Origin of the sequence: Streptosporangium sp. DT93, assembly GCF_049844535.1 — a bacterium.
Classification (GTDB): domain Bacteria; phylum Actinomycetota; class Actinomycetes; order Streptosporangiales; family Streptosporangiaceae; genus Streptosporangium.
Genome location: NZ_JBNCLF010000011.1, coordinates 131886 through 144593, shown reverse-complemented (window position 1 = coordinate 144593; position 12708 = coordinate 131886). Strand labels below are relative to the sequence as shown.

The window sequence follows — 12708 nt, the reverse complement described above, 5'->3', positions numbered from 1 at the left end:
CGAGGCCGGTTCGGGGCCGGTTCAGCGCCGGTTCAGGGTCCGGCGGATCAGCCAGGTGAGCAGGATGAGGAGTGCCAGGGCCGCGACCACCGGGGCGACGCGCTTGAGGAGCGGCAGGCCCGCCACCTCCAGGAGGTTCAGGGCCTCCTCGTCGGGGCTGAGCGAGGTGCGCGAGGTGCCCGCGGGGTGGCTCCGGCGCGTGTCGGACTCCTCGTCGAGGACCAGGTCCGGAGGGGTCGGCACCGCGCTGAGGTGCCTCGTGGTCCCGCCCGTGCCGGAGGCGGGCGTCGCCGCCGGCGCGTTCGTCCCCTCGGGTCCGTCCGGGCCGCCCAGCCCGGAGGGTACGGGGGCGGTGTCCTGTGAGGCGGGGGTCGTGACGTCCGCGTCGCCCGGGTCGCCGGTGCCCTCCGAGGCGGGGGCCGTGGCGCCCGCCGGGCCGGGGAATCCCGCGGGCGGGTCCTCGTGACCGGAGCCCGTGACGCCCGCCGGGACGGACCCGGCGGGAGAGGGGTCGCCGGGGGCGGTGGCACCGGCCGGGACGGACCCGACGACGGGGGAGTCGCCGGGGGCGGTGGAGCCCGCCGGGCCGGGGGGCGAGGTCGTCGCGGTCTCGGGGGCGGCCGGTGCCTCCGGTGTCTCCGAGGTCTCCGAGGTCTCCGAGGTCTTCGGAGGTGTCGAGCTCTTCGGGCCCTTCGAGTCGTCGCCGGGCTTCGCGGATGTCGCGGATGTCGCGGATGTCGCGGACGTCGTGGATGCCGGGCCGGTCGGGTCTTCCGGGGCGGTCGGTGTCGTGTCCGGCTGTCCGGCGGACGCCGGCCCCGGTGTCGCTTCCGGTGTCGCTTCCGGTGTCGCTTCCGGTGTCGAAGGAGCGCTCCAGCCGCCCACGCCGCCCGTCTCCGGCGTCGTCTCGGCGGCGGTCTCCACGCGGGGGCTCTCGCCCAGAAGCCGGGAGAGGTTGGCCGCGAACCTGTCGATCAGCTTCCCGCCGACCTCGGTCATCACACCCCGGCCGAACTGGGCGGGGCGGCCGGTCACGGTGAAGGAGGTCTCGACGGTGACGCGGGTGGTGCGGCCCTCGGGGTGCAGCCGGGCGACGACCGTGGCCCCGGCGGTGCCCGACCCCCTGGCCTCCTTGCCGGAGGCGACGAGGGTCATGGAGCGGGCGTCCTCGTTCACCTTCTCGTACGAGGCCCGGCCCTGGTAGGTGACCGTGATCGGCCCGACCTTCACCTTCAGCTTGCCGGTGAAGGCGTCCCCCTCGACCTTGTCGACGGTGGCGCCGGGCAGGCAGGGCGCGACGCGCTCGACGTCGAGCAGGACCGGCCAGGCCTGCTCGACCGGCACCGGGACCGTGAACTCGTGCTCGAATCGCATCGCCATCGATCCACTCCTTGTCGATCGGCCGCTGTCGCGACACTACGACTACACGGGGTCGTATTCCAGTACACCGCCAAAGAAGCGGACGAATGACCCAACGCAACCCATGATTGTATTTATGCCTCTATATCGGACCTGACTGGCCCGTAACGGTCCAGCCCGGTCGGCGCCCGTATCTCTGGTACTGCCCATCTGGACGTGGTCGATGCCTCGGCGCCCGGTGATCCGGACAGGATCGGCGGATCACCCCGATCCGGCCCGCACCCGCCCCGACCCGACCGGGACCCACCCCGATCCACCGGGACCCGATCGGCCGGGACCCGGCCGATCACGCCCCTGACCTGAGCGGCCGAAGCTCAGCCGATCGCGCTCCTGACCGCCCGGCGGGTCAGCACCCGGGCGAGGTGACGGCGGTAGTCGGGCCTGGCGTGCAGGTCGGTGGGGGGCGAGGTACCCTCGTCCGCCCGCGCGCACGCCTCCGCGACCGGATCGACCCCGCCACCGACCCCGCCACCGGGACCGCCACCGGGACCGCCACCGGGACCGGAGCCGGAGCCCGGGCCGGAGCCGGGGGACACGACCTCCACGCCGCGCAGCGCCTCCTCCACCCCCCTGGCCCGCACCGGCGCGGGACCCATGTTGGTCAGCCCGATCCTGGCCTCCTCCACGATCCCGTCGCTCCGCCGTACGGCCGCGGCGACGCCGACGATCGCCCACGCCTGCGCGGTCCGGTGGAACTTCTCGTAGTGGAACCCCCACCCCGGGCCGAGGACGGGCACCCTGACGCCGGTCAGCACCTCGCCGGGCCCGAGCGCGGTCTCCAGGTAGTCGACGAAGAAGTCCGCCGCAGGGATCTCCCGTTCGCCGTCGCCGAAGCGGGCGACGAGGACGCAGCCGAGCGCCAGCGCCACCGCGGGCAGGTCCCCGGCGGGGTCGGCGTGGGCCAGGGAGCCGCCGAGCGTGCCGCGGTGCCGTACGGCGGGATCGGCGACCGTGGCCGTGGCCAGGGCGAGCAGCGGCGCGCGCTCCCTGATCACCGCGGAGCGCAGCACCTCGTCGTGGGTGGTGAGCGCGCCGACGAACACGTGGTCGCCCCGGTCCTCGATGCCGCGCAACCCCGGCAGCCGCCCGAGGTCCACCAGCGTGGACGGGTAGGCCAGCCGGAGCCGCAGCAGCGGCAGCAGCGACTGCCCCCCGGCCAGCACCTTGACGTCGTCGCCGGAGTCCGCGGCCTCGCCGAGCACCCGGCAGGCCTCCTCCAGCGACTCGGGCCTGACGTAGTCGAACGACGCGGGGATCATCGGTCGCCTCCCTCGGTGACGGCGCGCCAGACGCGCTCGGGGGTGCAGGGCATCCGCACGTCGTTCACGCCGAAGGGACGCAGCGCGTCGACGATCGCGTTGACGACCGCGGGCGTGGAGGCGATCGTCCCGGCCTCGCCGACGCCCTTGACGCCCAGCGGGTTGGTCGTCGACGGGGTCTCCGTGCGGTCGGTGACGAAGGCCGGAAGGTCGGACGCGGCCGGGACGAGGTAGTCGGCCATCGTCGTGGTGAGCAGGTTGCCCTCGGCGTCGTGGACCGCCTCCTCGAACAACGCCTGGGCGACGCCCTGGGCGATGCCGCCGTGCACCTGCCCCTCGACGATCAGCGGGTTCACCACCGATCCCACGTCGTCGACGGCCACGTAGGCCCGGACGCGCACCGCGCCCGTCTCGGTGTCCACCTCGGCCGCGCACAGGTGGGTGCCGTGCGGGAAGGAGAAGTTGTCCGGGTCGAAGGTCGCGTCGGCGTCCAGCACCGGCTCGAACCCGTCGGGCAGGTCGTGCGCGGCGAAGGTGGCCAGCGCCAGCTCCTGGATGGTCTTCCCCACCCCGGTGCCGCGGACCGTGAACGTGCCGTCGGCGAACTCGATGTCGTCGGCGGAGGCCTCCAGCATGTGCGCGGCGAGCAGTCTGGCCCGGTCCTTGACCTTCTCGCAGGCGGCCAGCACGGCGACGCCGCCCACCACCAGGGAACGGGAGCCGTAGGTGTCCATGCCCTTGTGGGAGACGGCCGTGTCGCCGTGCAGGACCGAGACGTCCTCGAACGGCACGCCCAGCGCGTCGGCCACGATCTGGCTCCACGCGGTCTCGTGCCCCTGGCCGTGCGGCGAGGAGCCGGTGACGACCTCGACCTTGCCGGTGGGGAGCATCCTCACCGAGGCGTGCTCCCAGCCTCCCGCTCCGTAGCTGAGGCTGCCCAGCACCCGCGAGGGGGCCAGCCCGCACATCTCGGTGAACGTGGAGACGCCGATGCCGAGCTGCACCGGGTCACGCCGGTCACGCCGGTCGGCCTGCTCGGCCCTGAGCTTGTCGTACCCGAGCAGGGCCAGGGCCCGCTCGGTCGCGGCCTCGTAGTTGCCCGAGTCGTAGGTCAGGCCGCAGACCGTGGTGTACGGGAACTCCTCGTGGGTGATCCAGTTGCGGCGGCGCAGCTCGACCGGGTCCACGCCCAGCTCGTGGGCGAGCTCGTCCATCGCCCGTTCGATCGCGAACGTCGCCTCCGGCCGCCCCGCGCCCCGGTAGGCGTCGGTCGGCACCTTGGTGGTGAAGACGCCGGTGCAGGTGAAGTCGTAGGCGTCCATCTTGTAGATGCCGTTGTACATGAACGCGCCGAGCAGCGGCACGCCCGGCGTGACCAGCATCAGATAGGCGCCCATGTCGGCCAGCAGGTTCACCTGGACGCCCCGCACCCGCCCGTCCCGGTCGGCGGCGACCCTGATCCGCTGGAGCTGGTCGCGGCCGTGGTGGGCGGTCAGGTTGCCCTCGGAGCGGGACTCGGTCCACTTCACCGGCCTGCCCAGCCGCCGGGTCAGCAGCAGGGCGAGCACCTCCTCGGCGGTGACCTGGAGCTTGGAGCCGAAGCCGCCGCCCACGTCGGGGGCGATCACCCGCAGCCTGTGCTCGGGGATGCCGGTGGTCAGCGCGAGCATGACGCGGAGGATGTGCGGGATCTGGGTCGCCGAGTAGAGCGTGAAGGAGTCGCCGTCGGTGGTGGCCACCACCGCGCGGGGCTCCATGGCCGTGGGGATGAGCCGCTGCTGCACGTAGGTGCGCTCGATCACCACCGGGGCGTCGCGGAAGGCCTCCTCGATGTCGCCGCCGGAGAACTTCCAGGTGAACGCCCGGTTCCCCGCGGACGCGCCCTCGTGGACCTTCGGGCTGCCCTCGGTGAGGGCCTCGGTCAGGTCGAGCACGGCCTCCAGCGGCTCGTAGTCGATCTCGATGGCCTCCAGGGCGTCGGCGGCCCGGTAGCGGTCGGTGGCGACCACGCAGGCCACCGCCTCGCCGACGTAGCGGACCTCGTCGACCGCCATGGGCGGGTGGTGGGGGATCAGCACGTCCTCGCTGACCGGCCAGGCACACGGGAGGCTGCCCTGCTCGTCGGCGAGGTCCCGGCCGCTGTAGACGGCGACCACGCCCGGCCGGTCGCGCGCGGCCGAGGTGTCGACCCGGGTGATCCTGGCGTGGGCCATCGGGCTGCGCAGGAAGGCCACGTACATCATGCCGGGGAGCTGGATGTTGTCGGTCCAGGTGGTGCGGCCGGTGACCAGCCGGGCGTCCTCCTTGCGCCTGCGCGCCCTGCCGACCTCGTGGGTGGAGGACGGGGTGCCGACCTGGTCGCTCTCGGCGATCCTCTCGGCGACCATGCCCGCGTCGAGCTGCTCGGTCATGGCGTCCGCACCTGCCCCCCGGCCGTCTCCCGCCCCGCCGTCTCCCCCGCCGCCGTCCCGTGCCGGTCCGCCTCGTGCCCCGGCGTCGCGGACCCCTCCGACCTCTCGGACCCGGCCGTCTCCTGGTCGGTCCGAGGCCGTGACATCTCCCGGGCGCCGCGCCGTACCGCGCGGACGATGTTGGTGTAGCCCGTGCACCGGCACAGGTTGCCCTCCAGCCCCGCGCGGACGGCCTCCTCAGACGGGTCGGGGTCGTCCCTGAGCAGGTCGATCGCGGCCATGATCATGCCGGGGGTGCAGTACCCGCACTGCAGGGCGTGCTCCTCGTGGAAGGCGCGCTGCATGGGGTGCCACTCGGTGCCCTCCGCCAGGCCCTCGACGGTGACGACGTCGCTCCCGTCGGCCTGTACGGCGAGGACGGAGCAGCTCTTCACGCTCACCCCGTCGAGCAGCACCGTGCAGGCGCCGCAGTTGCTCGTGTCGCAGCCGACGGGCGTACCGGTCCTGCCCAGCCTGTCTCTCAGCAGGTGGACGAGGAGGAGACGCGGTTCGACCTCCTCCTCGTAGCGGACCCCGTCGACGGTGAGGGATGTTCGAGGCATACGTCCTCCCGGTGCATCCGGTGGGCATGGAGCTGTGGAAGCCGACAGAAGTGAACGTACGCCTCTGTTGTGGCCGGTCAACCCCTCCGTGCCCGGACGCGCCGCTCCGGCCGGCCGGGTTCGGTCAGCGCCGGATCACCTTCGCCAGGATGGCGACCAGACCGGCCATGCCCAGGCCGCCGACCAGGATCGCGAGCATGATCAGCGGTTCGACGGACGGGTCGCTCACGAACACGATCCCGGCCGAGACGAACAGCATGCCGCTGAGCAGCGCCATCCAGTCGGTGCGGTGGACGCGACGGCGCGCGGGACGCTCCAGGTCAGGCCGCACGGCGCACCTCCACGTCCCCGATGCCGGCCTTGACGTTCAGCACGATGGTCGCCACGTCTCCCCTCGGGGTCACCTCCGGCTCCAGGACCTTGCTGTACCGGATGTCGGCGCCGCCCTCCACCGTATGGTCGATCTTGACGTCGCCGAACCTGGTGGAGCCGTTCACCTCGACCCTGGCCGTCGCCGGGAGGACCACGCTGATCTCCCCGACCGTGACCGACGCGTCCAGGACGGTCCGCGAGCCCGGCGGCAGCGTCAGCTCGCTCAGGTCCAGGACGCCCTCGCCCACGCCCACCTCGTAGCCGCCGGCCACCTCCGACAGGGTGGCGGGTTCCCAGTGGTAGTCGCCGAACTTCTTCGGCATCCCGGCCAGCAGGGAGCCCGCGACCAGGGCGAGCGACAGCACGGTGCCGATCACGACCAGCCCTGCCCCCCGGCCGAACCAGGTGGCGACCAGCAGGCCGGTGCCGATGACGGCGAGCGCGGCACCCCCGGCGATCGTCATGTCGACCGATCCCGAGGTGGACTGGATCGCCACGGTGACGCCTCCAACGATCATGGCCAGGATGATGGTGACGGCCCCGACGAACGACCGGGGCCGGGCGGTTCTGGGCGGCGCCTCCACCGCTCCGCCGTACCCGGACGGGGCGTAGGGGGAGTGGAGCCCCTCCCGCCTGCGGGGGTCCAGGGGCCGGTAGGGCCCGTACGGGGAGAAGGGCTCGCCCGAGGAGTCGAACGACGGGACCGCGACCCGGTACGGGGACGGCGGGACGTCTCCGTACGGCCGGTCGGGCCCCGGGCCGTACGCGTCCGGGCGGGGGGCGTACTCGTCCGGGGGGTTCGGGGCGGAGGGCTCGGTGGCCGTCCCGCTTTCCGTCCCGCCTTCCGGCCCGGCGGCGTGGGCCGCGTTCACGGCGGTGTTCCCGGTCTCGTACCCGGCCGTGTGCCCGGCGTGCCCGGCGTGCCCGGCGGGGTCCTCCGTCGTGTCCCCGGGCACGTTCCCCGGCGCGTACCCGGTGGCCGAGGTGGCGCGGGTGACGTGGTCGTCTTCCGCGAAGGGACGGGAGCGGCCGCCCGTCTCCGTCCACGAGGCCTGCGAGGCCGACGAAGCAGAGGGAACCTGCGAGGCCGGAGGAGCGTGCGAGGCCGACGGACCCTGCGAGGCCCACGGGCTCTGCGTGGTCGGTGGGACCGGCGAGGCCGCGGGAACCGGTCCGGGCTGTCCTGGCTGTCCGGACGGTCCCGGCGGGAAGGGGGAGGTCGCCGCGACCGGCGGCATCGGCGAGGCCGCCGGGGGCTGCCAGGGATCGGCCGGGTGCGGCTCCCGGCGGCGCCGCAGCCGGTCGGGCAGCGAACGGGCCACGGCCAGCAGGTCCACCCCCCGGGCGTGGGCGGCCATCAGGGCGATGGCGAGGACGGTGCCGACCACGATCGTCCCGGTGCCCACGCCGTCCGAGGAGACGTTGATCACCAGGCCGAGGACGAAGACACCGGTCAGCAGGGTCAGGACGGTCTCGCCGTCGAAGTCGCGGCGGGTCCACTGCTCCAGGTGGCCGGGGCCGCCGTCGGTCTCGCGCATCAGCAGGAAGGCCGCGATGTAGAGGATGACGCCGATCCCCGAGCCGAGCAACAGCACCGCGAAGCCCACCCGGAACAGCACCGGGTCGACCCCGGCGTACCGCCCCAGACCGGCGCAGACGCCGGTGAGCATGCGGCCCTGGTCGCTGCGCCCCAGACCCCTGTCCCGCTCGGGAAGGGCGGGCTCGGGGCCGGGCACGCCACTCGTCTGATCCTGGGCGCGGCCGGTGTCGTTCATGCTCCCCATCGTGGCCTTTCCGGCTTCCCCCCGCATCCGGGACACCCCTGAGTCGCCCCGGAGGGGAGGCCGTCGCCTCAGGGTCGCTTCAGGGGAACGCCTGATGCGTGGCACGCTGGTTCGTGTGACGATGCTGACGATATGGCTGACCGACAGACACTTCTCGACACGGCGCCCGTGACGTCCAAGGACGCGGCGCCCCTGCCCCGCCTGGTGAGGCCGGTGCGGGGGCGGCTGGTGGCCGGGGTGGCCCAGGGGGCCGCCGCCCAGCTCCGGCTCGACCCGGTCGTGCTGCGGCTGGCCTTCGTGCTGCTCACCGTCGTGGACGGCTTCGGCGCCGTGGCCTACGCCGTCCTGTGGATGTTCACCTCGCGCGAACCCCACGAGGGCAAGGAGCCCGCCAGGGACTGGAGCCAGCTCGCCGCGTACGGCGCGATCGGGCTGGCGCTCGTCGCGCTGAGCTGGCTCACCGGGACCTCGGGGGCGGGGCTCGGCGCCTGGCCGCTCGCGGTCGGCGGCATCGGCTCGCTGATCCTGTGGCAGCAGGCCGATCCCGACCGGCGGCAGCGCTGGATGAGCCACACGGTCGGGCAGGTCCGCCAGAACCGGGTCCGCACGTTCCTCGGGCTGGTGCTCGTGGTGATCGGCGCGGTCGGCTTCCTGGTGGCCAACGACGAGCTCAACAAGGCGCGTCCGGGCATCGTGTTCACGCTGGTGGTGGTGGGCGGCGTCGCGCTGATCGCGACCCCCTGGCTGGCCGCCCTGTGGAAGGAGCTGCAGCGCGAGCGCCGCGAGCGCATCCGCCAGGAGGAGCGCGCCGAGGTCGCCGCGCACGTGCACGACTCGGTGCTGCACACGCTGACGCTGATCCAGCGCAGGGCCCAGGACCCGCGCGAGGTGATGCGGCTGGCCCGCGCCCAGGAGCGGGAGCTGCGCAACTGGCTGTACCAGCCCCAGCAGGACGCCGACGCCTCGGTGGCGGCGGCCGTGCGGCGGGTCGCGGCCGAGGAGGAGGACGCCCACGGGGTGCCGATCGAGGTCGTCTGCGTGGGCGACGGCCCGCTGACCCCCGAGCTGTCCGCGATGATGCAGGCCGCCAGGCAGGCCATGGTGAACGCCGCCAAGTACTCCGGGGCCGAGGTCGTCTCCGTCTACGCCGAGACGGAGCCGGACGAGGTCGTCGTCTTCGTCAGGGACCGGGGGGCCGGGTTCGACATGGACGACGTCCCCGAGGATCGTATGGGTATCCGCCAGTCGATCATCGGCAGGATGGAACGCCACGGGGGCAGCGCCCGGGTGCGTACCGAGCCCGGCGAGGGTACGGAAGTGATGCTGAGCATGAAACTGGAGAAGGCGTGAACGAGCGGCGAGTCATGACACGGCTACGGAGGACGCGATGAGCCCGGTGAAGGTACTGATCGTCGACGACCACCGCCTGTTCCGCTCGGGCGTGCGCGCCGAGCTGGGCGACTCCATCGAGGTGATCGGGGAGGCCGAGGACGTGGAGTCCGCGGTCAGGGCGATCGCCGAGCTCGGCCCTGACGTGGTCCTGCTGGACGTGCACATGCCCGGGGGCGGCGGCCAGGAGGTGCTGCGCAAGGTCCTGGGGTCCGGTTCCACGGTCCGCTTCCTGGCCCTGTCGGTCTCCGACGCGGCCGAGGACGTCATCGGCGTGATCCGCGGCGGCGCCCGGGGGTACGTGACCAAGAACATCAGCGGGCGCGAGCTCACCGACGCCATCCGCCGGGTGGCCGACGGCGACGCGGTCTTCTCGCCGAGGCTGGCCGGGTTCGTGCTGGACGCGTTCTCCTCCAGCGAGGCCCCGGCGATCGACCCCGAGCTCGACTCGCTGACCCAGCGCGAGCGCGAGGTCCTGCGCCTGATCGCCAGGGGGTACGCGTACAAGGAGATCGCCAAGGAGCTCTTCATCTCGGTCAAGACCGTGGAGACCCACGTCTCGTCCGTACTGCGCAAGCTCCAGCTCTCCAACCGCCACGAGCTCTCCCGCTGGGCCACGGCGCGGCGCCTGGTCTGAGGATTCCTCCCGCCGAATCGCGCGGGATCTCCTGTACGAGCAGTGACTTATGTGCGACTCTGCGAAGTATGGGACGTGATGTACCGTCGATGGTGTTCAGCCGCGAGGACAGGCGGCGCTACCGGGACAAGGTGCGCCGATGCCTCGACGTCTTCGCGCAGATGCTCCGCGAGTCCAGGTTCGAGTTCGACCGGCCCAAGGCCGGGCTGGAGATCGAACTCAACCTGGTGGACGACCGCGGCGAGGCCACCATGCGCAACGGCGAGGTGCTCCGGGCCATCGCCGAGCCCGACTGGGCCACCGAGCTGGGCCAGTTCAACGTGGAGATCAACGTGCTGCCCCAGTCCCTGGAGGGCGACGGCGCCGCCCGGCTGGAGCAGGTGATCAGGGACCGCCTCAACCACGCCGAGGAGCGGGCCAACACCGTCGGCGGGCACATGGTCATGGTCGGCATCCTGCCCACGCTGCGCGAGGGTGACGTCCACGAGGGCACGCTCTCGTCCAACCCCCGCTACAAGCTGCTCAACGAGCAGATCTTCGCCGCCAGGGGCGAGGACCTGCACCTGTCGATCGAGGGCGACGAGTTCCTGGAGACCTACGCCGACAGCATCACCCCCGAGGCGGCCTGCACCAGCGTCCAGCTGCACCTCCAGGTCAGCCCCGAGGCGTTCGCCGCCAACTGGAACGCCGCCCAGGCCATCGCGGGACCCCAGGTGGCGCTGGCGGCCAACTCCCCGTTCCTGTTCGGCCGCAGGCTCTGGCAGGAGACCAGGATCCCGCTGTTCGAGCAGGCCACCGACACCCGCCCGGTGGAGCTGAAGGCCCAGGGCGTACGGCCCAGGGTGTGGTTCGGCGAGCGGTGGATCACCTCGGTCTTCGACCTCTTCGAGGAGAACGCCCGCTACTTCCCCGCGCTGCTGCCGCTCTGCGACGAGGAGGACCCGCGCGAGGAACTGAGCCGGGGTAACATCCCCGCGCTCGGCGAGCTGACCCTGCACAACGGCACCGTCTACCGGTGGAACCGGCCGGTCTACGCGGTCGTGGACGGCACCCCGCACCTGCGGGTGGAGAACCGGGTGCTGCCCGCCGGGCCCTCGGTGGCGGACGTCGCCGCCAACGCCGCGTTCTACTACGGGCTCATGCGCGTCCTGCCGTACGCCGAGCGCCCGATCTGGACCCGCATGTCGTTCGCCGCGGCCCAGGACAACCTGCACGCCGCGGCCCGGCACGGCCTGGAGGCCCGGCTCTACTGGCCGGGACTCGGCGAGGTGACCGCCTCCGAGCTGATCCTGCGCCGCCTGCTGCCGCTCGCCCACGAGGGGCTCGACCTGTGGGGCGTCGACCCCGGGGCCAGGGACCGGCTGCTGGGGATCGTCGAGCAGCGCTGCCTGACCGGCACGACCGGGGCGAGCTGGCAGATCGCCGCCGTGGACGCGCTCGGGGGCATCGAGCGGCACGAGGCGCTGCGCCGGATGACGCTGCGCTACATCGAGTACATGCACACCAACGAGCCCGTCCACACCTGGCCGTCCCTCTGAGACCCGTCCCCTCCGAGACGTCGTCCCCTGAGGCCCGTCCCCTCCGAGACGCCGTCATCCCTGCGGCGCCGTGACCTCCTGAGCGCCCTGGCACCGGGAAGCCGGGTCCCCGGGGCTCCGTTCCGGCGGGGGTCCCCCTGCGCGCGGGGGGACGGATTCGGTCACGATGGAGGTATGAGAAGAGTGTTCCTCCTTGTCCTGGTGCTCGTGACGGCGGCCCTCACCGCCTGCGGGGTCGTGGTCGCAGGTCCGGGCGGGCAGGGCGATCCGGCCGGGAACGACGGCGGCGCCGGGGGCGGCGGGAGCAGTGCCTCGTCCGAGGCGCGGGGGGAGACGTTCGCCTCGGACGTCGAGCTGGCCAGGGAGTCCACCGAGGCGTACTGGAGCCGGACCTTCGCCGCGTCCGGCCTGACCTACCGGCCGATCACCGACTTCATCGCCTACCGGGGGGACGACGGCCCCTCCTGCGGCGAGGAGCGGGCCGTGCCGAACAACGCCTTCTACTGCCCGGCCGGCCACTTCATCGCCTACGACGAGAACTGGATGCGCGAGCTCTACCGGCGGATGGGCGACGGCTCGGTGTACGTGATCATCCCGCACGAGTTCGGGCACGCCGTGCAGGCACAGCTGGACACCGCCTTCCGGCTGAACGTCGAGCGGGAGCTCCAGGCCGACTGCTACGCCGGGGGGACCCTGGGGGCGCTGGTCAAGGGGGGATCGCTGCAGACCGAGCCAGGGGACGAGGACGAGCTCCTGGTCAACCTCGCCGCGGCGGGCGACCCCACCGACGACTGGCTGCGCCCGGACGCCCACGGCACGGCCGAACAACGCCAGACGATGTTCGCCAAGGGCTACGACCGGGGGACCTCCGCCTGCTGAGATACCTCCTGGTGCGTACCCGGCCATCCCTCCGAAGGCTGACGTCCCGGCGTCGCGCCCCGCCTAGTCTGAGGGCCGGCGAGTCGTCAGGGGGTGATGACATGAGGAGGACGGTGCGAGAGATCGGCTGGGCCGCGCGGGGCGCCTGCCGTACGAGCGACCCCGAGCTGTTCTTCCCGCCCGCGCAGTCCGACGAGCACGAGGCGCGGGCGAAGGCGGTCTGCGAGCGGTGCCCGGTGCTCCAGGAGTGCCGGGCCTACGCGGTGCGGGCGGCCGAACCGGAGGGGATCTGGGGCGGCCTGACCGTGAGGGAACGCCGCGGGCTGCGTTTTTCCGGCGACCGGCGCCGGGCCGCCGCGAGCTGAACGCCGCTCGCGTAGCCTCGAACCGGATCCGGGAGGCGCGGGCGGGCCATGAG

10 protein-coding genes and 1 pseudogene are annotated in these 12708 nt (G+C 72.9%); 5 read left to right on the top strand and 6 right to left on the bottom strand.

Features of this window, described 5'->3' with window-relative positions; translation table 11 throughout:
• Positions 1-21: 21 nt before the first annotated feature.
• From ACLQ2R_RS23455 to ACLQ2R_RS23430, 6 genes and pseudogenes are all read right to left on the bottom strand, one after another.
• Positions 22-1380: an SRPBCC domain-containing protein gene (locus ACLQ2R_RS23455; RefSeq protein WP_425962586.1), complete on the bottom strand. Its 1359-nt coding sequence runs from the start codon at positions 1378-1380 to the stop codon at positions 22-24.
• Between the two features lie 353 nt (positions 1381-1733).
• The gene (locus ACLQ2R_RS23450) at positions 1734-2678 is read right to left on the bottom strand and encodes an FAD binding domain-containing protein (protein ID WP_425962584.1); all 945 of its coding nucleotides are present in this window, start codon (positions 2676-2678) and stop codon (positions 1734-1736) included.
• On the bottom strand, positions 2675-5089 hold the full coding sequence (locus tag ACLQ2R_RS23445) for a xanthine dehydrogenase family protein molybdopterin-binding subunit (protein ID WP_425962582.1): 2415 nt from the start codon (positions 5087-5089) through the stop codon (positions 2675-2677). The genes ACLQ2R_RS23450 and ACLQ2R_RS23445 overlap by 4 nt, the downstream gene beginning before the upstream one ends.
• Before the next feature lie 137 nt (positions 5090-5226).
• Positions 5227-5691: pseudogene (locus ACLQ2R_RS23440) on the bottom strand ((2Fe-2S)-binding protein); the annotation flags it as partial.
• Between the two features lie 124 nt (positions 5692-5815).
• The gene (locus ACLQ2R_RS23435) at positions 5816-6022 is read right to left on the bottom strand and encodes a hypothetical protein (protein ID WP_425962580.1); all 207 of its coding nucleotides are present in this window, start codon (positions 6020-6022) and stop codon (positions 5816-5818) included.
• The gene (locus ACLQ2R_RS23430; RefSeq protein WP_425962578.1) at positions 6012-7838 is read right to left on the bottom strand and encodes a PspC domain-containing protein; all 1827 of its coding nucleotides are present in this window, start codon (positions 7836-7838) and stop codon (positions 6012-6014) included. Before ACLQ2R_RS23430 ends, ACLQ2R_RS23435 begins: the two co-directional genes overlap by 11 nt.
• Before the next feature lie 141 nt (positions 7839-7979).
• On the opposite strand from ACLQ2R_RS23430, the gene ACLQ2R_RS23425 reads away from it, so the two are divergent.
• The 5 genes from ACLQ2R_RS23425 to ACLQ2R_RS23405 all read left to right on the top strand — a co-directional run bounded on the left by ACLQ2R_RS23425 (position 7980) and on the right by ACLQ2R_RS23405 (position 12655).
• On the top strand, positions 7980-9197 hold the full coding sequence (locus ACLQ2R_RS23425) for a PspC domain-containing protein (RefSeq protein WP_425962576.1): 1218 nt from the start codon (positions 7980-7982) through the stop codon (positions 9195-9197).
• Positions 9198-9234: 37 nt separating this feature from the next.
• The gene (locus ACLQ2R_RS23420; RefSeq protein WP_425962574.1) at positions 9235-9873 is read left to right on the top strand and encodes a response regulator; all 639 of its coding nucleotides are present in this window, start codon (positions 9235-9237) and stop codon (positions 9871-9873) included.
• Between the two features lie 68 nt (positions 9874-9941).
• Entirely contained in the window at positions 9942-11411 is a 1470-nt protein-coding gene (locus ACLQ2R_RS23415) for a glutamate-cysteine ligase family protein (RefSeq protein ID WP_425962572.1), read from the top strand.
• A 27-nt stretch (positions 11412-11438) separates the two neighbouring features.
• Positions 11439-12290 carry a neutral zinc metallopeptidase gene (locus ACLQ2R_RS23410; RefSeq protein WP_425962773.1) on the top strand — a complete coding sequence of 284 codons (852 nt, stop codon included), beginning with the start codon at positions 11439-11441 and terminating at the stop codon, positions 12288-12290.
• Between the two features lie 113 nt (positions 12291-12403).
• On the top strand, positions 12404-12655 hold the full coding sequence (locus ACLQ2R_RS23405; protein ID WP_425962570.1) for a WhiB family transcriptional regulator: 252 nt from the start codon (positions 12404-12406) through the stop codon (positions 12653-12655).
• Positions 12656-12708: the final 53 nt, after the last annotated feature.